Source organism: Pontibacter indicus, assembly GCF_900156345.1.
Lineage (GTDB): Bacteria > Bacteroidota > Bacteroidia > Cytophagales > Hymenobacteraceae > Pontibacter > Pontibacter indicus.
The window spans coordinates 49452-73092 of the sequence record NZ_FTPP01000002.1; the positions used below are offsets into that span (position 1 = coordinate 49452).

General features: G+C 51.9%; 20 protein-coding genes. 6 read left to right on the forward strand and 14 right to left on the reverse strand.

Going from position 1 to position 23641, the window contains the following annotated elements; genetic code table 11:
• Positions 1-220 precede the first annotated feature (220 nt).
• The 3 genes from B0B12_RS08860 to B0B12_RS08870 all read right to left on the reverse strand — a co-directional run bounded on the left by B0B12_RS08860 (position 221) and on the right by B0B12_RS08870 (position 2175).
• Positions 221-583: a DUF4180 domain-containing protein gene (locus B0B12_RS08860; RefSeq protein ID WP_076667979.1), complete on the reverse strand. Its 363-nt coding sequence runs from the start codon at positions 581-583 to the stop codon at positions 221-223.
• Positions 584-827: 244 nt separating this feature from the next.
• Complete coding sequence (locus B0B12_RS19935) at positions 828-1577, reverse strand: hypothetical protein (protein ID WP_083704167.1); 750 nt, start codon at positions 1575-1577, stop codon at positions 828-830.
• 1 nt (position 1578) lies between these two features.
• Positions 1579-2175, reverse strand: a complete 597-nt coding sequence (locus B0B12_RS08870; protein WP_076667981.1) for a hypothetical protein — start codon at positions 2173-2175, stop codon at positions 1579-1581.
• A gap of 266 nt (positions 2176-2441) precedes the next feature.
• Here B0B12_RS08870 and B0B12_RS08875 point away from each other — a divergent pair, with 266 nt between their 5' ends.
• The 4 genes from B0B12_RS08875 (at position 2442) to B0B12_RS08890 (ending at position 8867) form a co-directional block, all read left to right on the forward strand.
• On the forward strand, positions 2442-3647 hold the full coding sequence (locus B0B12_RS08875) for an NADH-quinone oxidoreductase subunit D (protein ID WP_083704168.1): 1206 nt from the start codon (positions 2442-2444) through the stop codon (positions 3645-3647).
• 140 nt (positions 3648-3787) lie between these two features.
• Entirely contained in the window at positions 3788-4651 is an 864-nt protein-coding gene (locus B0B12_RS08880) for a phosphatase PAP2 family protein (protein ID WP_083704169.1), read from the forward strand.
• Between the two features lie 81 nt (positions 4652-4732).
• Positions 4733-7147: a DUF5686 and carboxypeptidase-like regulatory domain-containing protein gene (locus tag B0B12_RS08885; RefSeq protein ID WP_076667987.1), complete on the forward strand. Its 2415-nt coding sequence runs from the start codon at positions 4733-4735 to the stop codon at positions 7145-7147.
• Between the two features lie 208 nt (positions 7148-7355).
• On the forward strand, positions 7356-8867 hold the full coding sequence (locus tag B0B12_RS08890) for a bifunctional ADP-dependent NAD(P)H-hydrate dehydratase/NAD(P)H-hydrate epimerase (protein ID WP_076667990.1): 1512 nt from the start codon (positions 7356-7358) through the stop codon (positions 8865-8867).
• Here B0B12_RS08890 and B0B12_RS08895 read toward each other — a convergent pair.
• The 11 genes from B0B12_RS08895 to B0B12_RS08945 form a co-directional block, all read right to left on the reverse strand.
• Complete coding sequence (locus tag B0B12_RS08895) at positions 8864-9748, reverse strand: UbiA family prenyltransferase (RefSeq protein WP_076667992.1); 885 nt, start codon at positions 9746-9748, stop codon at positions 8864-8866. The genes B0B12_RS08890 and B0B12_RS08895 overlap by 4 nt on opposite strands.
• A gap of 112 nt (positions 9749-9860) precedes the next feature.
• On the reverse strand, positions 9861-10430 hold the full coding sequence (locus B0B12_RS08900) for an inorganic diphosphatase (RefSeq protein ID WP_076667995.1): 570 nt from the start codon (positions 10428-10430) through the stop codon (positions 9861-9863).
• Between the two features lie 46 nt (positions 10431-10476).
• The gene (gene pafA, locus B0B12_RS08905; RefSeq protein ID WP_083704222.1) at positions 10477-12189 is read right to left on the reverse strand and encodes an alkaline phosphatase PafA; all 1713 of its coding nucleotides are present in this window, start codon (positions 12187-12189) and stop codon (positions 10477-10479) included.
• A 169-nt stretch (positions 12190-12358) separates the two neighbouring features.
• Positions 12359-13246, reverse strand: a complete 888-nt coding sequence (atpG, locus tag B0B12_RS08910) for an ATP synthase F1 subunit gamma (protein WP_076667998.1) — start codon at positions 13244-13246, stop codon at positions 12359-12361.
• 68 nt (positions 13247-13314) lie between these two features.
• On the reverse strand, positions 13315-14895 hold the full coding sequence (atpA, locus tag B0B12_RS08915; RefSeq protein WP_076668001.1) for a F0F1 ATP synthase subunit alpha: 1581 nt from the start codon (positions 14893-14895) through the stop codon (positions 13315-13317).
• A gap of 2 nt (positions 14896-14897) precedes the next feature.
• Entirely contained in the window at positions 14898-15455 is a 558-nt protein-coding gene (atpH, locus tag B0B12_RS08920; RefSeq protein ID WP_076668004.1) for an ATP synthase F1 subunit delta, read from the reverse strand.
• A 51-nt stretch (positions 15456-15506) separates the two neighbouring features.
• Positions 15507-16001 carry a F0F1 ATP synthase subunit B gene (locus B0B12_RS08925; RefSeq protein WP_076668007.1) on the reverse strand — a complete coding sequence of 165 codons (495 nt, stop codon included), beginning with the start codon at positions 15999-16001 and terminating at the stop codon, positions 15507-15509.
• Between the two features lie 133 nt (positions 16002-16134).
• Positions 16135-16398, reverse strand: coding sequence for an ATP synthase F0 subunit C (atpE, locus tag B0B12_RS08930; RefSeq protein WP_007653345.1), 264 nt, complete (start codon positions 16396-16398; stop codon positions 16135-16137).
• A gap of 37 nt (positions 16399-16435) precedes the next feature.
• Positions 16436-17470, reverse strand: a complete 1035-nt coding sequence (gene atpB / locus B0B12_RS08935) for a F0F1 ATP synthase subunit A (RefSeq protein WP_076668010.1) — start codon at positions 17468-17470, stop codon at positions 16436-16438.
• A gap of 44 nt (positions 17471-17514) precedes the next feature.
• Positions 17515-17898 (reverse strand): hypothetical protein, encoded by a 384-nt coding sequence (locus B0B12_RS08940; RefSeq protein WP_076668013.1) that lies wholly within the window; start codon positions 17896-17898, stop codon positions 17515-17517.
• Between the two features lie 5 nt (positions 17899-17903).
• Positions 17904-18134 (reverse strand): AtpZ/AtpI family protein, encoded by a 231-nt coding sequence (locus tag B0B12_RS08945; protein ID WP_076668016.1) that lies wholly within the window; start codon positions 18132-18134, stop codon positions 17904-17906.
• 336 nt (positions 18135-18470) lie between these two features.
• On the opposite strand from B0B12_RS08945, the gene porW reads away from it, so the two are divergent.
• Together porW and B0B12_RS08955 are read left to right on the forward strand one after the other, a co-directional pair.
• Positions 18471-21326 (forward strand): type IX secretion system periplasmic lipoprotein PorW/SprE, encoded by a 2856-nt coding sequence (gene porW, locus B0B12_RS08950; protein WP_244554654.1) that lies wholly within the window; start codon positions 18471-18473, stop codon positions 21324-21326.
• A 1-nt stretch (position 21327) separates the two neighbouring features.
• Positions 21328-23634: a penicillin-binding protein 1A gene (locus B0B12_RS08955; protein WP_076668020.1), complete on the forward strand. Its 2307-nt coding sequence runs from the start codon at positions 21328-21330 to the stop codon at positions 23632-23634.
• Positions 23635-23641 lie beyond the last annotated feature (7 nt).

Sequence of the window (23641 nt, forward strand, 5' to 3'; positions counted from 1 at the left end):
AGTGGTGTTTTCTTCCAGAGCATCCTGGGTACTTTCACTCTTTTCGCTATTACAGGAAATTAACAATGCCAATGATAAAATTGCGGTAAACGTTTTTTTCATTTCGATTTTAATTTTAGTAAATAATGTCGGGAAAATACCCTACGCTCTTTTGCAGTATGCACCAGCGTGGGCTTAGGCTTAGCAATTGCGCTTAAAAGTTATTTCGTGTTACCCATGTTTATTTGCCTGCAAGGGCGTTCAGTGCTTCTGCTTGCGTGGCAACAAAGTTAACCTGTCTGTTTCGGTTGCTTTCGGAGATGAACTCACTAACACGTTTGCCAGAATATTTCGAGAAGTTGTCCACAATAGCCAGCCGGACACGATAATTGGAAAACTTCTGGAGTATTTCGCCTGCCATTCCATTTTTCAGGTCAAAGAAAGCTGGGGTGACGTTTTTCGCGTGAATGATAATCTTATCAAAGCCCTGGTAGTACAAGTTCCCTAATAAGTCTAACCCATCTTCAGTGCTGCTGATAACAGGGTTTTCCGAAATCACTTCGGCAACTTTTGTGTCGTTTATATGGTGGGTTTCTAGTTTCATTCTGTTTGTTTTCAAGGGCATTTATTACAATGCCTGCTTAGCTTTTAGTATAGGCTGTGAACGTGGCGCAGCCTAAATCGAACCTTGTTTGTATTTGTTTTTCTCTAGTGTCAGCCTGTGTAGCCAAACACACTCGCCTTATTCTAAGCTACGGTAGCTACTGCTGGCGATAATTCGTAGTTCGTGTTCGGGTACTGATTTGGTTGTGGAAAGAAGCGCGAACTGTTGGTTTGCATTATCAGGACTACTGATATTTATTAATAACATTTATAACCAAATCCTGGATAAAACCAATTGCTTTATAGTCTAGCACATCTAATGAGTTAGGATGAGCACAGGAATTACGAACTCCTAACTTTTCATCTAATATCTTTCGGGTATCGTTAGAGATTAATTTTGCAACTCGTAGTAATTCAATAAAGTCAGACTCTTTTATATCGCTAAAATCATCTTTTTTAGAAACAACTATTTTCTTATACTTCCCGTGACTTTGAATGGCTTGATTAAAAGTGTTTATTCTTGTTGGGTTTAGCACATAATCATATAAACAATCTATTGTTAATAACCATGTCATTGTTATAGCTGCCCGGTAAGATTTAATTTCGAAACAACTGATAGCTTCTTCTAGAAATCTTTTTTGCTCACCACCTTGTATATCATTTAACAAGTCACGCAGAGTTTGAGATACTTCCTTTTTGTGAGAACTTCCAAAATATTGTTCCTCTAATTCTTTCTTTATAGTTCGATGAATGCTATTGCCATTCTTGGTTAGTATGAAAACGGGAGGTTTACTCTTCCTCATCCTTGGTATTAAACTAGTAATTCCAGCAGGTGTAACTAAGCTATGTTTTTCGAATTCTTCTTTGATGTGTTTTGTCTCAAAGAACTCTTTTGAATGCTCTTTACAGTGGAAAAAAGCTATTAGCTTAATTTGTTCAACTTGTTGAAGTTTTTCAAAATCAGCAGTCTGCTCAATCAATTCATGAACTGTCATACTACTTATTTGCAATTTCGTGCTCTATATAATTTTCCCCAGCAATAGTAACTTTCAAATCCTCAGAATTCGAAGTATCTATCCACCCCTTCCTGTTTTTTGTGTCTCTTAAGCTTTGCACTATGTTAGGAACTTTAATACCCAAATGCTTATAACAGGTATAAATGTGATTTACATTTATATTATCTTCTTTTAGAATATACTTTAGATAGTATAAAATAACTATGTTGTAGTCGAAATTAGTCTTAGTCTCATATCCTGAAAAAAACTCTTTCAAACTTTTATCAGCTGCGGAAACCAAGTTAAGACTTGTTACTAAGGAATAGGATTGCCCTATACTTGATTTTGAACTCTTCCCATTAGTTGCGACCTTTTTTGGTTTCTGCTCCGCTTTCTTAGGTGTTTCCCTAGTATCTTCGACCTCTGTAATTTCATATGCTTCTGTCAATATATGCATATTGCTTGAAGCTTGATTTTGTGAAGGCAGCAGGCCATAACGATCAAATAAGTATTTAAATACTCTCATACGAGAATCATTATCTAAATCTGTTAAGTGCTCGTGACACTTTATTATTGCTTCAAGCTCTTTATCAATCATAAGTCTGTAATTATAAGTTGTTTGTAATTTTTTATTAAAAAGTATCGTATTAAACTGCTTTACCGCTTTATTAATTTAATCTATATTGAACTCGAATAACGAATATAGTAAATATATACGATACTATATTATTTTCTAAAACCACGTAGGTTATATCCATATTACCTAACTTTAATAATCCCCTCCCATAAGTCCCCCATTTTTCCGAACTTTGCTCTGCATTCATCATTAATCATTATCCATTAGTCATTAATCATTCCTCCCCCTTGTCTACCACGCACAAAGAATACCTGCTGCAATCGGAGCCGAACAAGTTCAGCTTGGAACACCTGCGGGCGGGTGAGATGATCGTGAACATGGGGCCGCAGCACCCGAGCACGCACGGCGTATTGCGCCTGGAGGTAGTCACGGATGGGGAGATTGTGCAGGAGGTGGCACCACACATCGGTTACCTGCACCGCTGCTTCGAGAAGCATGCCGAAAGCATGGCCTTTAACCAGACCATCCCCTACGTGGACCGCATGGACTACCTGGCCGCCATGAATTCGGAGCATGTGTGGTGTATGGGTGTAGAGAAACTGCTGGGTATCACCGACCAGATTCCAAAACGGGTAGAGTACATCCGGGTACTGGTCACAGAGCTCAACCGCATTGCCTCACACTTCCTGGCCATTGGTACCTACGCTATTGATATCGGGGCTTTCACGCCCTTTCTGTGGCTGCTGCGCGACCGCGAGCATATCCAGCGCCTGCTCGAGTGGACGAGTGGAGCCCGCATGCTGTACAATTACATTTGGGTGGGAGGCCTGTATTATGACTTGCCTATTGGCTTTGAGGAGCGCTGCCGCGAGTTTATCAATTACCTGAAGCCCAAGCTCGATGAGCTGGATACCATCCTGCTCACGAACAAAATCTTCATCGACCGCACCGCCAATGTGGGCGTGCTGCCGCTGGATGTGGCCATCAACTACGGCTGCTCCGGCCCCATGCTGCGCGGCTCCGGCCTGCGCCACGACCTGCGCCGCGTCGATGGGTATAGCGTATACCCGGAGCTGGAATTTGAAGTACCAATCGGCGAAGGTATGATGGGCACCACCGGCGACTGCTGGGACCGCAACTACGTGCGGGCGCTTGAGTGCCGCGAGTCCGTGAAGATCATCAGCCAATGCCTCGACCAGCTCACGGGCGAGCACAAGCGTACCCCTGACTTTGACCCGCAGGCGGCCTGCCCCAAAAAGCTGCGCATGACCGGCACGCAGGAGCTCTACTTCCGGGGCGAAACGCCGCGCGGCGAACTGGGCTACTTCTTCCGCACCACCGACCGCAGCGACGTGCCTTTCCGTTGCCACGGCCGCGCCCCAAGCTTTGTGAATCTCTCCGTTTTGCCTGAAATCAGCCGGGGTTGCATGGTGGCCGACCTCATTGCCATTGTAGGCTCTGTGGACATTGTGCTGGGCGAAGTGGACCGGTAGACTTCCTGTAAGTTCCTACTGATGACTGTGTGGTGCAATACTTTGTAGCTTCCTTTCAAAACCCATGGCAAGGCCAGCCGTTAAATTTCACGGATGTGCCTTTTGTAGCATATTGAGTTTTCCGACAAATTTTCCAGAGCATGCAGATAAGATTAAACCAGCTGTTAACGATCCACCTTCTTTGGCTTAGTATACTTTTCGCACCTGCCACGGCCCTGGCACAGGTGCAGCAGCATCCACCACAGAAACCGAAGGCCGATACGCTCCGGACAGTCGGCGATGATTTCTTCGCCCTGCCCGCCGACACCATTCTACCCGGTCAGAAACACCCCTTTACCGAGTCACAGCGGCTGGAGGGCGACAACAAACGCTACCTGAAGCGGGCCGTTATACCTGCCGTTGCGCTGATCGGTGCCGGTCTCTATACCATGGGCGGGCACGGTATCCTCAACAGCGACGATGTGTTTAACTACCGGCACCGGGTTTTCCCTGATTTTGCCACTAATGCCGACGATTTTGCCATGCTCGCGCCACTGGTGGGGCTTTATGGCTTCAACATTATCTCGTCGCAGAACAGGCACGAACTGGGCCGCCAGACCTTGCTGCTCGTTTCTTCCGGGGCACTTGCCTCCGCCATTGTCTGGCCTACCAAGAAGCTGACCGACAGAGAACGTCCAAACGGAAAGCCTTATGCCTTCCCGTCGGGGCACACAGCCTATGCCTTCACCATCGCCACTTTCATGGACAAAGAGTTCCGGCACAAGAGCCCTTGGGTAAGCGTGGTGAGCTACGGTATAGCTGGCGGCACTGGTGTGCTACGTGTGCTGAACGATGCGCATTGGCTCTCGGACGTGCTGGCCGGCGCGGGGGTAGGTATACTGGCGGTAAACACTGTGTATTGGGTGCATGCCAAACTCACGCACGGTGGCGGTCTGAACACGGCCATGTACCCGGTGGTGCTGCCTAACGGGCAGATGGGTATGGCGATGTCGCTTACTTTTTAATATATGATGATCTCACGCAAGGTATAGCCTGGCGCTTCCTGTTCTGTGAGGAGGCGCCAATTCTTTTTATATCTTTACCACATGCCCATACGCCACCTGCTTTTATGCCTATTCCTCTTGCTGCAGGTCAGCCTGGCCGCTGCACAGGTATACCAGGTGCGGGGCACAGTGCGCGACGCCAGCACACGCGAAAAGCTTCCCTTCGTGAGCATCGTGGTGAACAACGGCGAAACAGGCACCACCTCCAACCTGGAGGGGCAGTACCAGCTCCAGCACAACCGCCCGATCACCAGCCTGCGCTTCAGCTACGTAGGATATACCCCGCAAACCATTCCGGTCGATTCGGTAGCGCAGCTTGACATTGCCCTGCGCCCCGCGGCAGCCCAGTTGCGGGAAGTCGTCATTCATTCCGGCAGCAACCCGGCGCACCGCATTATCCGGCTAGCCAACCAAAACCGCGGCCGTCACCGCCTCGACAATATTCCGGCCTATACCTACCGCACTTACAACAAATTCATCCTGACGGCCAACGCGCCCGACGACCTCGACCTGAGCGATACCCTGCGCCTGACGGAGGAGGACTCTTCTGCCTTGCGAATGCGGAACCTGCTGGCCAAACAGCACCTTTTCATGATGGAGAGCATCACCGACTTTGCACAGCTGGGCAGCAACCTCTCCAAAGAAACCATTCTGGCCACCCGGGTGTCGGGGTTGCGGCAGCCGAGCTTTGGCGTAGTGGCCGCCGAAGCGCGGGTGTTCTCTGTGTACGACGACATGCCGGTGTTCTTTGGCAAGCGCTACCTGAGCCCGCTGAGCAATGGCAGCATTAGGCGCTACGACTTTGTGTTGCAGGAAAAAGCTGTGGTAGGAGCTGATACGGTTTTTATCATCTCGTATGCCCCGCAGCCCGGGAAGAATTTCAATGGCTTAAAGGGATTGCTTTACATCAACAGCGACGGCTGGGCCGTGCAGAATGTAGTGGCGGAGTCGCACGCCGATGACAAGCGCGGCCTGAAGCTGCAGCAGCAGTTCATGAAAGTAGATGGCCGGCAGTGGTTTCCTTCGGAGTTGGATGTGGAGATCACGGTGCAACAGATTTACATGCGGGGCCATCAGCCCTACGGGCACATCCGCACCTACATCACCAACGTCAACCTCAACCCGCCTCTGCGCCGCAGCGATTTTGGCGTAATCGCCCTGGAGCAGCGGCCCGATGCCTGGCGACAGCCGGAGCAACTCTGGCAAGCTTACCGGCCCGATTCGCTTTCGCCCAAAGAGCAGACCACCTACCAGCGCCTCGACAGCGTGGGCCAGGCACAAAAGCTCGACCGCACCATCCGCACCATGGAATACCTGATGGCCAAACAGCTGCCCATCGGCCCCATCAGCCTGGATCTGAACCGCTTGCTGAAGGTGAGTCGCTTTGAAGGCTTGCGCATCGGGATGGGCGCCCATACCAACAACCTGCTCTCAGAGCGCTTTACGGTAGGCGGTTACTGGGGCTACGGCCTGCGCGACAAGGAGCACAAATACGGGGCTGATGCTGCCATTAAGCTACACAAACCATCCGAACTCACACTTTCTGCTGCCTTTGCAGAAGACGTAGCAGAGCCGGGTGGCCATCGCTTGCCGTTCCGGGAGCGCGGCCTCCTCCGCGATCTGCGTCCCGCCCTCTTGCCCTTGCTGGACTATACCACGCAACGAAGTGCCGGCCTGAGCGGGCGCATGCTGCGCTATGTGCAGTGGCAGGCAGGTATACGGCAGGAACAACGCCGCCCGACGCTCCCGTTTTTCACACCCGAGCCAGGTATAAGCACGCCGGAGTTTAACTTGGCTGAGGTAACGGCAGGTATGCGCTTTGCCTATGGAGAACAGTACATGCAGCTCTTCAACCGCATGCTGCCCATGCCGAGCCGCTATCCGGTGCTCTGGCTCCAGTACACCAAAGGCATCGACGCCCTGGAAAGCGACGGCTATACCTACAACAAGCTCGACCTGCGTGCCGAAGGGACTTTCCGGCAGCGGAGCCTCGGCGAAACCAGTTTTGTGTTGGCAGGTGGCTGGGTGCAGGGCGATGCGCCCTTCGTGAGCCTCTACAATGGCTACGGAAGCTACAGTTCTCACTACAAGGTATATGCTGGCGAGGGGTTCGAGACGATGCGACCTTACGAGTTCTTCTCGGATCGCTACATGGCGTTGTTCCTGCGCCAGGACCTGGGCAAGCGCCTGCTCAACACCAAACTCTTCAAGCCCGACCTGGTGCTGGTGCACAACATGGGCATCGGCGACCTGCGCCAGTCTATACCTGACCTGCAGCCCCTGCAGTACGCCAACATGCGCAAAGGCTTTTTTGAATCCGGCCTGATGCTCAACAACGTGATCAGTTCTGCCTTCTCTGGTGTTGGAGTGGGCGCCTTTTACCGCTATGGCTCCTATGCCTTGCCGCGGGAGAGGGATAACCTTCGGATCAAACTGACGGCGACGCTAGCATTTTAACAGGGATGAATTTTTGCGAATAGACGATAAGCATTTCTATACCTGAAAGTACCCTTCTATACCTGACGAAAGAAAAACTTCTAAACCTGAGGAACCTCTTCTATACCTGTCACAAGAGAGTGGCTATACCTGATAAAGAAGAGCGACTGTGCGTTCGCCTGAAAAATGCGTACAACTATCTCTGAAGACAGAAGTATAAAAATAACATATGAAAATCCTATCCGCCCTACAAACCCGTGAAGCTGATGCGCAGACCATCAGCGAGGAAGGCATTGCATCAGACGAATTGATGGAGCGGGCAGCACGGTCCTTTGTAGGTTGGTTCGAGAATAAGTTCACGCCGGAGCGCCCGGTCTGCATCTTTTGCGGCCCCGGCAACAATGGCGGCGACGGGCTGGCTGTGGCCCGGCTACTGCACCACCGCCTCTTCGACGTGCAGCTATACCTGGTGAACGACGGCAGCCAGACCTCCCAGGATTTTCAGCTCAACCTGGAGCGCCTGCCGCATGAGGTTCCTCCCCACCGCATTACGAGCAAAAACGACCTGCCCGTTCTACCTGACAAAGCCTGCGTGGTCGACGCCCTCTTTGGCACCGGCCTCTCCAGACCTGTCACCGGGCTCTATGCCGATGTAATCAACTGGCTCAACGAGCACAGCACCTGCACCATAGCGATCGATATTCCTTCTGGTTTGTACACGGATAAGCAAACGCCTGCCGAGGGGGCTATCGTGCAGGCGGATCATACGGTGAGTTTTGAACTGCCTAAGCTGGCTTTTTTTCTGCCACAGCACGAGCCCTACGTTGGTGAATGGCATACTGTACCCATCGGTTTGAGCCCGGCATACCTGTCGGAGGCGAAGTCGAACTCCCACGTTGTGACGCAGGACGAGATCCAGCACCTGCTAAAGCCGCGCACCAAATTCTCGCACAAAGGCACGTACGGACACGCGCTGCTGTTTTGTGGAGGCTACGGCAAGATAGGAGCGGCCGTGCTGGCGGCCAGGGCTTGTTTGCGCAGCGGCGTAGGCCTGCTCACGGTGCAGACACCCGCCGTTGGTTACGATGCGCTGCAAACAGCCGTGCCGGAAGCCATGCTCATACCTGACAGCAACCGCAAGCATCTCTCCAAGCTGCCGGAGTCTGTGGAGAAATTCAACGCCATCGGTATCGGGCCGGGCATTGGCACAGAGCGAGTGACCAAAACACTACTGGGCCAACTATTGGCCACTACGGATGCGCCACTCGTCATCGACGCCGACGCCATCAACCTGATCGCCAGCAGTGACAAGCTCAAAGCCCACCTCCCGAAAGGCAGGGTTATTTTCACGCCCCACCCGAAAGAGTTTGAAAGGCTGGTCTGTCAAAGCAAAAATGAATATGAAAGGTTGGAGGAGCTGCGGGAGTTCTGCAGTGTATACGAATGCTACCTGGTGCTCAAAGGGAGTCACACGGCCATTGCTACGCCGCAAGGAGACATTTACTTTAACACAACCGGCAATGCAGGCATGGCTAGCGGCGGCACAGGCGACGTGCTCACCGGCATCCTGACGGCATTGGTTGCGCAGGGCTATACCTTGAAAGAGGCTTGCCTGTTGGGCGTATACCTGCACGGCCTCGCCGGCGACCTGGCCAAAGAAGAGGTAGGAGAAATCTCGATGATCGCCTCGGATGTGATCCAGCACCTGCCACAGGCTTTTCAGCACCTGCGCCGCGCTTAGCTCACAGCCAGGTATACGAAAGCAAAATGCACCAGCATGGCCCCATCTGCCAGCAGCGCATAATAGATGCGGGGCTTCTCCTCTGATGCATGCCATACAATCAGGCCGGCCACTACAGAGGCGCCCAGCAGACCAACCAGGACTTCACCTTCTTCCGTCAGCAGCACGAGCAACAGGTATAGCAGCAGTAGCGCCAGGGACAAGAGCCGGGTATATTTCTCGCCTAGCAGTCCGGGGAAGGTGAGCGTGCGGGTACGGCGGTCGTAGGTATAGTCGCGGATGTCGAACAGCAGGGCGAGCGCCAGGATAAACAGGAAGCGCCGCAGCCAGATCAGCAGCATGGAGTTGTCTAAAGCAGCGGCCGCATCGATCAAGGGAAACAATACAGTGACGGCTGACCAGACCAAGGCAATAAGGAATACTTTCAGCAAAGGCACGCTCCGAAAAGGCTTGAGCCGCTTGCGCGATAGCGGCACGGTATAGCCCACCGAGATCAGGGCCAGAGCCAGCACAAACCACAAGTTAAGCCGGAGCCCATACAGGAAGAACAGGATCGCCGCCCCCAGCAGACTCAGCAAAGCCAGTACTGCCAATTCCCGTTGGTGTCGTATGCTCCAGGATTGTCCCGCCTCGCTGGCACGCCAGCCCCGCCACATGCGCTGCAGACTGCTGGTGTTGTAGGTAAAGAGCGTCGCCAGAAAGACAAAGCCCGCCATTGGCAGCGACACGTCCAAGCCTGTCAACAGATAGGTCTCCACTGTCAGTCCGAAAGCGCACAGCGAAATGAACACACTGCTGTAGAGCAGGGCTTCTATACCTGTCCGTAGCCAATTGACCAGTGGTTGATGTCGCTTTGTCTTGCTGTGTTCTTTATCTAGCATCCTTCTGCGCAAGTTCGCAATTCAGGTACGGCTTTCAAACCCCGCCTGGCTGTAAATAAAAAAGCCTGACGCAGGTTTACCCCACATCAGGCTTTACAGGAAAAGTAAATTTTTAGATGGTCTTCGGTTCTGTTTCGCCAAAGGTCGCATCGTACAGTCTGATGCTTTCCTTGATGATCTCGTAAGCCGGCTCACGACCCAGGAATTGCTCTACGATCACCTCTTTGTGCTCCAGTTTCTTGTAGTCCTCAAAGAAGCGACGCATTTCCAACAAGGTGTGCGGAGGCAACTCAGAGATGTCGTTGATGTGGCGCACCGACATGTCGTTGTTGGCCACGGCAATGATCTTGTCGTCTTCCTCGTTGTTGTCGATCATGCGCATTACGCCAATCACTTTCGCGTCGATCAGGCACATCGGCACCACTTCCAGCGAGCAGATCACCAGGATATCCAGCGGGTCTTTGTCGTCGCAGTAAGTCTTAGGTATAAAGCCATAGTTGGCAGGGTAGTTCACCGAAGAGAAAAGTACACGGTCCAGTTTCAGCATGCCGCTGTCTTTGTCCAGCTCGTATTTCGCCTTCGAACCCTTTGGAATCTCAATAATGGCAGTTACGACTGCCGGGGCCTCTTCACCATAGCTCACGCTATGCCACGGGTTATTTTTTTCTAAATTCTCCATCATATATTCATCTTAAAAACTGCCGTTCATTTCTTCCCGACAGGTATTGTTACTTCATTAATTCTTGCAAGGGGCGCCCTACGCTTCCGTTTGGCTCCTGTATGTACAGCCAGGAGGCAATGGTCGGGGCAATGTCTGCCACGGCGGTCTCCACAGAGCTTTCGCCCGGTTTCACCTTCCAGCCATACCATACCAGTGGCACGTGCGTGTCATAGTTGCTGTGCGAGCCGTGGGTGGTTCCTTTCTGCGGCCCGCTGCCGTAACCTTCGAACCAGCCTGGCTGCAGCACCACAATCACATCACCGGAGCGCTGGGCGTTGTAGCCGCTTTCCACCCGCGACATTAACCCGCCAGTCCAGCCTGTACGCTGTATCGCATCTGCTGAAATGGCTCTGGCCACGCCTTCGAAACGCATGACATAGTTAGCCGCCGCTTCCTGCACATCTAATCTCTTCAGCTTTTTGCTTTCAATTGTCTTATGATCCAGGTATACCTGCTGGTTGGTGTAACGCTCCACCCAGCGGCCTTTACCGAACATTTTATTCAAATGCTGCTCCAGGGAGTCACGCATCACGCTGGAGGTAGCTGTACCAGCCGGTATCTTCATCGATTCCATATAAGCCGGTACATGCGCCGCACCGTGGTCTGCCGTCAGGAAGATCAGAATATTGTCTTTGCCGATCTCTTTCTCCAGCAGGTTGATCAGTTCTTCCAACTCCCGGTCGAGGCGCAGGTAGATGTCCTGCACTTCAATGGAGTTTGGCCCGAATGAGTGCCCCACATAGTCAGGGGTGGAGTAGCTCAGTGCCAGGAAATCGGTATGCTTGCCCTTACCCAGGTTTTCGCCGCGCAGTGCCGCTTTGGCAAACTCGGTGGTCAGGGTGTTGCCGGCAGGTATAGAGCGGATCAGTTCGTAATCTTTGCCACGGATGGCCGGGATGTTGTGCGGGAATACCGGATTTTCCTCTCCTGGCAGGGCACGCTCCCACGGCATATTGTCGGCTGTGCTCTCAGTATACTGTTCAATCGGCAGCAGCGTGTTCCATACCTCGTTCATGAGTTTGTCCGGATGCTTTTGGTTGTTGAACTCCTGCACCCAATTTGGCAAAGCGCCCGCATAGAACGTGCTCGTGATCCAGTTTCCGGAAGGAGAGTCAAACCAGTAGGCTCCGTTGGCGGTATGACCGGCTGGCAGAATAGCGCCTCTGTCTTTAAGGGCTATACCTACCACTTTCGACTGCATGTTGTTAGACAGGCGCAATTCGTCCGTAATGGTCGTTGTCAGCAGGTTACGTGGCGACATCAAGCCAGCATCCGATGTGCTGCCAACTGTTTTCACCGTCTTGTCCTCTACACAATACATGGATTTTCCTGTCGATCGCTCGTACCAGGAGTTTCCGATGATCCCATTCAGGGCAGGTACGCTACCAGTATACACAGAGGCATGTCCCGGTCCGGTATAGGTGGGCACATAGCTGTACTGGTTGTTCTTGAAATTGAATCCCTGTCGAACCAGTCGCTTGAATCCGCCTTCGCTGTACTTGTCCCAGTAGCGGTACAAAAAGTCGTAGCGCATTTGGTCTACCACGATACCCACGACTAGCTTTGGCCGGCCTTCTACGCCGCTCACCGTCTTGCTTTCCGGTGCATTTGCCGCAACCGGGCTGTTGGCTGTATTAGTTGTCGTACAGGCTTGCACGGCAATTAAGAATACTGCCGCCACTAGGGTCTGAATACCGGATCTAAAACCGCTTAACTTCATGTGTTTGTTGTTGAGTTTCTCAAAGATAGGCAGCACTTCCCAACTTGTGGGCGCCTATGGGCTCCTATAATTGATGTTTTAACAAAAATATAACACACTCTATGATATCCCCAAAAAAAGAACGCCCACCTTGTCTGATGGGCGTTGCTTTTTTATTTGATGATTCAATTTACTCTGCTGCAAGCGCCTCTGCACCACCCACGATCTCGAGGATCTCTTTGGTAATGGCAGCCTGACGCGTCCTGTTGTAGGTAAGCTTCAGTTCTTTGAGCAGCTCGCCCGCGTTTTCTGTCGCTTTGTCCATGGCCGTCATTCGGGCACCGTGTTCTGAGGCATTCGACTCAAGCACCGCTTTGTATACCTGAATCTTAAGCGACTTCGGTATTAACTCCTCGATGATCTGCTCTTTTGATGGCTCGAAGGTATAGTCCGACACGATGTTGTTGGCTGTGTCCTCTACTGGCTTCTCCTCAATTGGCAAGAACTGCTCGGTGCGCACGATCTGCGTCGCCACGTTTCTGAACTCGTTGTAGATAATGTCTACCTGATCGAACTCACGGGCAACGAAACCATTCATGGCGCGCTCTGCTGCTATGCGAACAGTGTCGAAGGAAAGGTTTGCGAAAGTGCCGGTATAATCACCGATTACTTTGTAACCACGCTTGCTCAGCGCCTCGGCACCTTTGCGGCCAATTGTCAGGAAGGTAAGGTTTCCGGCCTCTTGCTGGCTGCGGTATTTGCCCTGTGCCAGCGTGTTGGCTGCTTTAATGATGTTGGAGTTAAAAGCACCCGCCAGACCACGGTCAGACGTTACCACGATCACCAGCACTCTGTTCGCTTCGCGCTTTTCAGAGTAGATGTTCGACACCGATCCTTCTGTCAGTTGAGACAGGTTGGCCAGGATGCCACTCAGGCGCTGCGCATAGGGGCGCATACGCAGAATGTTGTCCTGAGCACGTCTCAACTTGGCAGCCGCCACCATTTTCATGGCTTTGGTGATCTGCTGTGTCGACTGTACCGATGTGATGCGGCTTCTAACCTCTTTTAAACTTGCCATATTTTGTATGTTGTAAGCATAAAGTTAGAGACCGCCTCTTGCAGCAGTCTCTAACTTATAACCAACTATTACTTTTTGTAACGGGCAGAAAGCTCTCTGGCTACCTGCTTGATAACACCCGTTGTCTCGTCGTCCAGCTTACCAGCCAGCAGCGCGTTCAGGGTATCCTGGTGCTGAGCACGCATCGTGCGCAGGAAGTCTTTCTCAAACGTTCTTACTTCGTTCACCGGCACTGTGTCCAGCAAGCCGTTTGTAGCGCAGTAGATGATAGCTACCTGCTCTGCTACAGACACCGGAGAGAACTGCGGCTGCTTCAGGATCTCAAGGTTACGACGACCACGCTCAATTGTCAGCTTGGTAGCGGCATCCAGGTCAGAACCGAATTTCGCAAACGCCTCCAGTTCACGGAACTGCGCCTGATCCAGTTTCAGGGTACCAGATACTTTCTTCATCGCCTTGATCTGCGCGTTACCACCCACACGCGATACCGAGATACCTACGTTGATCGCAGGACGGATACCGGAGTTGAACAGGTTTGTCTCCAGGAAGATCTGACCGTCAGTGATCGAAATTACGTTTGTCGGGATATAGGCAGAAACGTCACCAGCCTGCGTCTCGATGATCGGAAGAGCCGTCAAAGAACCACCACCACGTACCAGGTGACGGATAGACTCAGGAAGGTCGTTCATGTTACGAGCGATCTCGTCAGAAGCGTTAACCTTAGCGGCACGCTCCAGCAGGCGAGAGTGCAGGTAGAATACGTCACCAGGATAAGCTTCACGCCCTGGAGGACGACGCAGCAGTAGAGACACTTCGCGGTAAGCAACGGCCTGCTTGGAAAGGTCGTCATAAACAACCAGTGCAGGACGGCCGGTATCGCGGAAGAACTCACCGATAGCAGCGCCTGTAAACGGAGCAAAGAACTGCATTGGAGCTGGATCAGAAGCAGAAGCCGAAACAACTACTGTGTAATCCATCGCGCCACCTTCAGTCAGTGACTTCACTACCTGTGCTACTGTAGACGCTTTCTGGCCCACGGCAACATATATACAGAACACTGGCTGTCCTTTTTCGAAGAACTCGCGCTGGTTCAGAATCGTGTCAATCGCAACGGCAGATTTACCTGTCTGACGGTCACCGATGATCAGCTCACGCTGTCCACGACCGATCGGAATCATAGAGTCGATCGCCTTGATACCCGTCTGCATTGGCTCGTTTACCGGCTGACGGAATACCACACCTGGTGCTTTACGCTCCAGTGGCATGTCGTACAGGTCACCAGCAATAGGACCTCTACCGTCGATTGGCTGACCTAGTGTGTTCACCACACGGCCAATGATGCCGTCACCTACTTTTACAGAGGCGATGCGGTTGGTTCTTCTTACAGTGGCGCCCTCTTTGATTTCGCTGTAGTCACCGAGCATTACGGCACCTACGTTGTCTTCTTCCAGGTTCAGAACAAGCGCCTGCAGTCCGTTCTCGAATTCTAATAGCTCACCAGATTGTGCTTTGGAAAGGCCATAGATACGAGCGACACCGTCACCCACTTGCAGTACTGTACCTACTTCTTCCAGTTCTGCCTCAGAACGGAAGCCAGATAGCTGCTCTCTTAGTATGGCTGATACTTCGTCAGGTCTTACTTCTGCCATGATTATAATTTATTGATATAGGGGTTGTCTTTAAATTTATTTCTCAGCTTGTTCAGGTTATACTTCACAGAGCTGTCAATCTGCTGATCGCCTACACGGAGCACGAAGCCACCGATCAGAGACGGATCAATTTTTTCTTCCAGTTCTACGCGCTGTCCGGTCTGCGCTACCAGGCGCTTGCCCAGCTCGTTGCGCAGCTCTTCTGTCAACGGCACGGCAGTGGTCACGCTGGCAGTTGTGATGCCTTCGTATACATTGTACTGCTTCACGAACTCCGGCGCGATGAACTCCAGTACCGACTCACGGCCTTTGCGGGCCACAATGCTGAAAAACGCCAGGGTCAGGTCGTTTACCTTGCCTTTGAACACTGCGTTGATCACAGCCAGTTTTTTATCTGACTTCACAACCGGGTTACGCAGCAGGAGCTTCAGGTCTCTGTTGTGGTCCAGTACGTAGGCGAACATATCCATGTCCTCCTTTACCTGCTCCAGCACGCCTCGTTCCCTTGCCAGCTCAATCAGCGACTTTGCGTATCTCGAAGCAACTCTAATTTCTGACATAGTGCTTTATTATGGCCTCCTCACCCATGGTGACAAGGCTATGTGATACGATTAGTTAAGCGTTACTTCGTTGATGTAATCTTTGGCCAGCTCGTGCTGTGCCTGTGGGTTGCTCAGCTCCTTGCGCAGGATACGCTCCGCGATATCCACCGAAAGGGCAGCAGCCATGTTCTTCACCTCTGTGATAGCAGCACGCTTCTCGTTCTCGATAGACTCACGCGCCTGGGCGATCATGCGTCCACCTTCTTCGTTTGCTTTCTGCTTGGCAGTCTCCACCAGCATGTTGGCAGCATCCGAAGCTTCCTTCAGGATTCTGTCGCGCTCCATACGGGCTTCGGCCAGCAGTTTCTCGTTCTCAGCCTTCAGGCCCTGCATCTCCAGCTTTGCTTTTTCAGCGGCAGCCAGTGCGCTTTCAATAGAAACCTCGCGCTCGCGCAGGGCACCCATGATTGGCTTCCAGGCGAACTTGGAAAGCAAGAACAGCACAACGATGAAAGTCAACGTCTGCCAGAAAATTAAACCTATACCTGGGGTTACTAATTCCATTGTGTATGAATTTGAATAATTAGGTTTTAATCAGATGACCGGCTCTCACCGGTGGTGCTTTTAACTATTTAACTATTTTTTGACCTCTCCGTCCGGACCATGCGTCCGGACGAGAGACCAAATACAAAGGTGATTAGCCTTTGAAAGAAATTAGCAAGCAAACTACCACACCGAAAAGTGCAACACCTTCGATAAGGGCAGCCGCGATAATCATAGCAGTCTGGATTTTACCACCAGCTTCTGGCTGACGTGCGATAGACTCCATGGCTGAACCACCGATTCTACCGATACCCAAACCAGCGCCAAGGGCAACCAGACCAGCACCGATACCGGCACCCATGATAGCCAAACCGAAGTCGGTTGTAGCTGCTACTGCTTGAAGCAAAATTGCTAACATAATTATAGTTATATATAGTTAAAAAATAAAAAACAGATTAATGTGCTCCGTCGCCGTGACCGTGGTCACCTACGTGGTCGTGCTCTTCTACTGCGCCACCGAAGTACATCGCAGATAGCAGGGTGAAAATATAAGCCTGCAGCAGGGCCACCAGCAATTCCAGGAAGAACATAAAGATGGCAAACGCCACACTGATCGGTGCTACGGCAACGCTTTGGAAAATAAAGATCAAGCTGAACAACGACAGGATGATGATGTGACCGGCCGTAATGTTGGCGAAAAGACGAACCATCAGGGAGAACGGCTTTGTCAGGATACCAATCAGTTCCACCGGAATCATGATCGGAGAAAGCCATTTTGGCACACCTGGCGTTGCAAAAATGTGTCCCCAGTAGCTCTTATTACCACTGAACACAGTGATCAAAAGCGTCAGGGTAGCCAGCACTAGCGTTACCGCGATGTTACCTGTCAGGTTGGCGCCACCCGGCATCAAACCGAGCAGGTTGTTAAACCAGATAAAGAAGAAGATAGTCAGCAGGTATGGCATGTAGCGCTCGTACTTCGGACCAATGTTGCCTTTGGCGATCTCATCACGAACGAAAATGATAATCGGCTCGAAGAAAGACTGAATACCGCTTGGCGCTTTGCCTCTGTTTTTCTTGTAGCTTCCGGCAATGGTCAGGAACACTGCAAACAGCAGGATCACACTAGCGAAAAGAGAAGCTACGTTCTTTGTAATAGAGAAGTCCAGAAGAGAAGACTGATCCGCTGCCGGCTGGCCATTGGCATCAGCGCGGTAAATGTGACCGTGGTTCAGCACATAGCCATTGTAAGGCACCAGCGCATGGTTCTCGTCGTAGAAGTTACTGGATGAAAACACCTGTGGCGTACCGTTATCGATCAGGATAACCGGAAGGTATAGCGTTACGCCATCGGCGAAGTGCCATGAGTAATCATCCGCGATGTGATGCATGATCAAATCGCCAGGCCTGAACTCGCCACCTTCCGCTGCAGCCTCTGCGTGGACAGAGATCGTCAGGAAGGAAAACAGTAAAATAAATAACTTCTTCATTAAGAGAGATTTAAAAGCAAATTTAAAATCTACAAAAGCTATTTCTAGCTCTGCTTTTTCAATTGCGGTGCGAAGTTAGTTATTAAGCTGTAGATTTCAAACCCGGTAAATAGAAAATATAACGCGAAGAAGTTGAAAACGAATTGCAACTCGTTTTCGGAGTACATATAGATGTAAACAAAAATAACGGCGATGCTGAGGATCATCCGGAAGCCCATCGAGCCGAAATAGTACAGCTGGAAATTGTCCGGATCGTAGCCCACGCCCAGCCGCGACACATAGTAGGCCAGCGCCGTGACAAAAACCATAAAGCCTAAGATATACCAGATGAGCGGGTGAAGGAGCGCGGTGCCTGTATAGAAAGAGAGTAGGCCGATGCCAATGATCACGACACCTGTGAAAATGAGGAGGTTTCTAAAGAATTTCAATGCGCTTACTTTTTATTTAAGGATACTATTACCAACACCATGGAGGCCACCACTGCCAAAACTAACAGCACAATCGTCATCCAGGGGTTTTCGTTGCCCATGCTTTCGTCCAGCTTCGACCCGACCCAGGCGGCCAGTACCATCGCCCCGATCATCTGAAAGGCCAATCCTGAGTACTTCAGGTAGCCTTTGAACGAGTCTTCGCCCTTTTGCTTTTTTTCGTCCGGCTCTGCCATGCGCTGGTTTGTTTTAGATAATTTACAAAATTACGCTTTTTTCATGGGCTTCTCTGCAAATCGTCCATATTTCGCCGAACTTTAGGGCAGCTTGTGCGCCTTCTGAGGCCTGAAACCATTTCTTGTTTTCTATAGTTCAATAGCGGACTTCAGCCTTTATGCAGAGGCCCTTACATAATTGGCATATTATTGTATTTTTGTAGATGGCTTGAAGCCTGCTTGCAGGAGCGGGCCAAATACTTTCAGGTATAGCCAGGCCGTTATTATGGAATAGGCGGCCTGTATATGCTGCACACAATCGACACTTTGGGCAAAAACTCACCATACCTTCTCCTTGTGCTGGCCTGTCTTATGCTGGCGGGCTGTTCAGCTGAGCGCAATAATCCGCTTAGTAAGGCCTATCATAACACCACGGCCCGCTACAACGGCTACTTTTTGGCAAAAGAGAAGCTGGAGGCAATTGAGAAGAGCATTAAGGACAAGACCGTGTATGATTACAACCGGCCGCTGCCCATCTTCCCGCCCATCGACTCTGCCACCTACAAGGCGCACGCCGCCGACCTGGAGGATGTCATCAAAAAGGCCTCTTTCCCGATTCAGTACCACCCCAACAGCAAATGGATCGACGACAGCTACTTGGTCATAGGCAAGGTACGCTTCTATGAACTCAACTTTCCGGAGGCCGCCCAGACGTTCAGGTATGTGAACTCTACCGGCAAAGACCGCCACGTGAAACATGAAGCGCTGGTATGGCTGATGCGCTCGTTCCTGAAACTGGGGGAGACGGACAATGCCTGGCAGGTGTCGGAGTTTCTGCGCAAAGAACGCCTGAACCGCGACAATGCCCGCGAGCTATACCTGGCTCGTGCCGAGTACCACCTCATGCAGGGCGACACGGCCGCCGTGATCGAGAACCTGGACCTGTCGCTGCCGAACTTCACAAATCGCGATGACCAGTCACGTGTGCGCTTCTCCCTTGCCCGCCTCTACCAGGACCGCGGCCAAAGCCAGGAAGCCTATCAGCAGTACAGCCGCATCCTGCGCCGCAACCCGCCCTATGACTTAGGCTTCTTTAGCCGGCTATACCTGGGACAGGTGTCGGAACTGGACGATGCGCAGGACCTGAACCGCATAGCGGGCTATTACCAGAAAATGCTGCGCGACGAGAAAAACGCCGAGTACCGCGACAAGATCTACTACGAGATGGCTGTGTTCGAACGCCGCCAGCAGCATTACGACAAAGCGCTTGAGAGCATTGAGGCCTCGTTGAAAACACCAGGCTCTATACCTAACCAGAAAGCCTATACCTACCTGCTGGCCGGTGAGATCTATTTCGAGAACCTGAACAAATACGACCTGGCGCAGGCCTATTACGACAGCGCCGTGCAGGTATACCCGCAGCAGTCGCTGGAGTATGAGCGGGTGCTCGAACGCCGCAACATCCTCGCCGACTTTGCCAAGCAGTATAACACCATCCAGCTGCAGGACAGTCTGCAGCAACTGGCCTCCCTGAGCGAAGGCGACCGCCTGGCCTTTGTGCAGAACATTGTGCAGCAGGAGGAAGAGGCACGCGTGCAGGAACAGGCCAAACAACTGGAGCAGGAAAAGCAGCGCAAAGCCCGCCGTTCGCAGGAACGACAGGCAGCCGTGACCGTCGGAGGCCGCAATAACCCGGACGCAGCAACTGGAGGCGGCAACACAGGCGGCGTATTCTACTTTGACAATCCGGCGGCCATGGCCACGGCCCGCTCCGAGTTCGTGCGGCGCTGGGGCGACCGTCCGCTGCAGGATAACTGGCGACTCCTGAGCCGCGGCGAAACCGTTGGCGGGCAGGAAGAGGCGATAGCATTGGAACAACCCGCTGACACGGCAGCTGCGGAAACCGAAGAAGGCCGTTCTGCCCGTCTGCAGGCCCAAGTCGAAACCTACCTGCAGAATATCCCGACCACGACACTGGCGCTGCAGCAGTCCGAGAAATTGCTGGAGGACGCTATGTTCCGCTTGGGCAACATCTATGCGCAAAAGCTCAACTCGACAGAAGAGGCCACTGCTACCTACGAGAAATTCCTGCAGCGCTTCTCACAGTCGGAACACGCGGCCGAGGCACACTACAGCCTATACCTGATTTACAGCCGGGAGAGCAATGAGCAGAAGGACACCTATTACGCTAAGATCAAACAGCAGTACCCCAACACGATCTACGCCAAACTGGTAGACGACCCGAACTACATGAGCCAGAACGCGCTCGACAACATCAAGGCACACACCCTCTACGACTCTGCCTTTGCGCAGTACGAGCAGGGTGAATACCAGCGGGCCACCACTACGCTCACTGAACTGAGCCAGGCATACCCGCTCAACGACATACCGGATAAAGTGGCCTTCCTGCATGTGATGATCACGGCACGCTCCGAAAAACCCGAATTGCTCCGTCAGCAACTGATGGCCTTTAAACAACAGCACCCCTCCAGTCCACTGGCTCCGCGCGCTGACGAATTGCTGAAGCGCTACCAGGACCTGGAGAGCAAGCAGCTGCTTCGGCAGGAGGCACCAGCGGCGCCAACCGCCCAAAAGCAGGACGAGCGTACGCCTGAACAGCGGGTTAGCAACAATATCGCGTTGGCATCGGCCCGGGAGCGAAGCGCCGCTATGCAGCCGCAGCCGCGCCCGCTCAACCTGAATACCATACCTGACACGACCGCTGTTCGTCAAGATACAACTACAACTGCTCCCCAGACTGGCACGCCTTTGGATACAGCAGGTATAGCACAGGATACAGCCAGCGCTGTGGCACCAGCAGTGCAGCCGCCTGTCGCCGCTGACCCGTTGGCTTATACCAGTGCTCCTGATTCGGCTTATTATTTTGTCATGCTATACCCTGTGGAGCATGCAGCTTTCAAGGACATCTCGGCCAAATATGAGAAGTATAACAGCACCTATTTCCGCAACCAGAAACTGGTGTTGGAACAGCAACCGTTTGATGGCACCAGAGGATTGCTACTGTTGCGGGCCTTCCCTAACATGAAGGAAGCGCAGGCTTATACTATAAAACAAAAAGCGCCTCAATCCCCGATAGGCAAAATTCGAGGCGTAGAATTCATTACCTTTGCAATATCATCTGGAAACTGGCAGAAGTTCCTACAGAAGAAGGATGTAGAAGAATATCTGAATTACTTCAGAACGAACAATTAACATGGCAACAACCACCCGCCCAAAACCAAAGTCGGTATTCCCCAAGATCATTTCCACACTCTGGCTGCTCTTTTTGAGTGGCCTGGCCGTGTTCATCCTCTATATTTATGCGGTTAGCGTCAACTTCCTGAACCTGTTCGGGGACCTGCCGAACATGCGCACCCTCGAGAACCCGAAGAGTGCCCTTTCCTCCGTGCTTTACTCCGCCGACAACAAGGAACTGGGCAAGTACTTCCGGGAGAACCGCACCCCGATCGAATTCAATGACCTGCCTGAGAACTTTGTGCATGCCCTGATGGCAACAGAGGACATCCGTTTTGAGGAGCACTCAGGTATAGACCCTGAGGCCATGGCGCGCGTGGCTGGCTCCCTGATGATCGGAGCCTCGAAGGGTGGTGGCAGTACCATTACGCAGCAGTTGGCCAAAAACCTGTTCCGCACCCGTGGCGAAGAGCTCAACAATGGCTACCTCAACGACAAGCCTGGATTCCGTACTCTGATCCATAAAACAAAAGAGTGGATCATGGCTGTGAAGTTAGAGCAGTCCTATACCAAGCAGGAGATCATGACCATGTACCTGAACATCTTCGAGTTCGGTAGCAACGCCTTTGGTCTGCAGTCAGCGGCGAAGACGTTTTTTGGCAAGAACGCAAAGGATTTGGAAGTGCATGAGTCGGCCGTGCTGGTAGGTCTGTTCAAGAACCCGAACTACTATAGCCCGAAATTCAACCCGGAGAACTCAAAACGCCGTCGCAATGTGGTGCTTTCGCAGATGGTGAAGTACGGCTACATGACACAGGCGGAATATGACAGCCTGAAAGATCAGGACATCGCCCTGAAGTACCGTGTCGAAAACCAGAACGTTGGCCTGGCGCCTTATTTCCGCACCGAAGCTAGCAAGTTTTTGCTGAAGTGGTGCCGCGAGAACGGCTATGACCTGTATGCCGATGGCTTAAAAATTTATACCACCATCGACTCGCGCATGCAGCAATATGCCGAGCAGGCGGTGGAGGAGCACATGAAGGATCGCCAGAAAGAGTTCTTTGCACACTGGAAGGGCCGTAACCCTTGGATCGATCGCCAGGGCAGGGAGATCCCGAACTTCCTGCAGACTGCTATTAAGCGCACTGACCGCTACCGCAACCTGCACCGTCAGTTCGACGGCAACCAAGACTCCATTAACTTCTACCTGAACAAGAAGATCCCGATGACGGTCTTTACTTATGATGGTGAGAAGGAAATGATGATGAGTCCGCTTGACTCGCTCCGGCACTACAAGCACTACCTGCATACCGGCTTTATGGCCATGGAGCCGCAGACGGGCCACATCAAGGCCTGGGTGGGTGGTATCAATTACAAGCACTTCAAGTACGACCACGTGAAACAGGGCGCCCGCCAGCCGGGTTCTGTCTTTAAACCCTTCCTCTACACGGCAGCTATCGAAAACGGCTACTACCCTTGCTACGAAACGCTCGATACGCAGGTATGTATACCTTTGGGTGATGGCACCATGTGGTGTCCAAACAATGCGGATAATAAGTTCTCCGGTGAGAAGTTTACGCTGCGCAATGCGATGGCAAAGTCAATTAACTCGATTTCGGCCTTCCTGGTAAACAAGCTGGGTGCTGAAACATTGGTGAAGACGGCCAAACGCATGGGTATTACGACGCCGCTGGAGGCGAACCCTTCGCTCGCGCTGGGTGTGAACGACGTAACGCTCTATGATATGGTAGGTGCCTACGGTACTTTCGTGAATAGTGGTACCTGGGTGGAGCCAAACTTTATCACCCGCATCGAGGATAAGCATGGCAATGTGCTGCATGAGTTTGTGCCAAAGACAGTAGATGCGCTTAGCGAAGAGACAGCCTATATGATGGTGCACATGCTGAAAGCGGCGGCTGAGCCAGGTGGTACGGCCTACTACGGTCTGCGCCACCGCAACGGACTGAAAAACGAGATCGGTGGTAAAACGGGTACGACTCAGAATTACTCCGATGCCTGGTTCATGGGTATCACTCCAGACTTGGTGGCCGGTGCCTGGGTAGGTGGCGATGACCGATCCATCCACTTCCGCACCATTGCCCTGGGTCAGGGTAATAAACTGGCGATGCCAATCTATGGCAGCTTCCTGCAGAAGGTATACGCTGACAAATCGCTGGAAAGATCAAAAGAACCATTCCCTAAACCTTCTACGCCTTTATCGGTAGAATTAGATTGCTCTAAGTACAATAACGGCATACCTGTAGACTCTGCCCAACAGGACGAGTTCTACCAGGTTCCTGCCCCGATTGACTTAGATGCTTTCTAATAAGAAT

Coding starts and splice junctions, on each gene's coding strand:
- atpB (WP_076668010.1), bottom strand. CDS start 17,470: ATGAAGAAGTTATTTATTTTACTGTTTTCCTTCCTGACGATCTCTGTC.
- atpG (WP_076667998.1), bottom strand. CDS start 13,246: ATGGCAAGTTTAAAAGAGGTTAGAAGCCGCATCACATCGGTACAGTCG.
- B0B12_RS08880 (WP_083704169.1), top strand. CDS start 3,788: ATGCAGATAAGATTAAACCAGCTGTTAACGATCCACCTTCTTTGGCTT.
- B0B12_RS08870 (WP_076667981.1), bottom strand. CDS start 2,175: ATGATTGATAAAGAGCTTGAAGCAATAATAAAGTGTCACGAGCACTTA.
- atpH (WP_076668004.1), bottom strand. CDS start 15,455: ATGTCAGAAATTAGAGTTGCTTCGAGATACGCAAAGTCGCTGATTGAG.
- B0B12_RS08860 (WP_076667979.1), bottom strand. CDS start 583: ATGAAACTAGAAACCCACCATATAAACGACACAAAAGTTGCCGAAGTG.
- atpA (WP_076668001.1), bottom strand. CDS start 14,895: ATGGCAGAAGTAAGACCTGACGAAGTATCAGCCATACTAAGAGAGCAG.
- B0B12_RS08925 (WP_076668007.1), bottom strand. CDS start 16,001: ATGGAATTAGTAACCCCAGGTATAGGTTTAATTTTCTGGCAGACGTTG.
- B0B12_RS08900 (WP_076667995.1), bottom strand. CDS start 10,430: ATGATGGAGAATTTAGAAAAAAATAACCCGTGGCATAGCGTGAGCTAT.
- B0B12_RS08890 (WP_076667990.1), top strand. CDS start 7,356: ATGAAAATCCTATCCGCCCTACAAACCCGTGAAGCTGATGCGCAGACC.
- B0B12_RS08955 (WP_076668020.1), top strand. CDS start 21,328: ATGGCAACAACCACCCGCCCAAAACCAAAGTCGGTATTCCCCAAGATC.
- B0B12_RS08945 (WP_076668016.1), bottom strand. CDS start 18,134: ATGGCAGAGCCGGACGAAAAAAAGCAAAAGGGCGAAGACTCGTTCAAA.
- B0B12_RS08895 (WP_076667992.1), bottom strand. CDS start 9,748: ATGCTAGATAAAGAACACAGCAAGACAAAGCGACATCAACCACTGGTC.
- B0B12_RS08885 (WP_076667987.1), top strand. CDS start 4,733: ATGCCCATACGCCACCTGCTTTTATGCCTATTCCTCTTGCTGCAGGTC.
- atpE (WP_007653345.1), bottom strand. CDS start 16,398: ATGTTAGCAATTTTGCTTCAAGCAGTAGCAGCTACAACCGACTTCGGT.
- pafA (WP_083704222.1), bottom strand. CDS start 12,189: ATGAAGTTAAGCGGTTTTAGATCCGGTATTCAGACCCTAGTGGCGGCA.
- B0B12_RS19935 (WP_083704167.1), bottom strand. CDS start 1,577: ATGACAGTTCATGAATTGATTGAGCAGACTGCTGATTTTGAAAAACTT.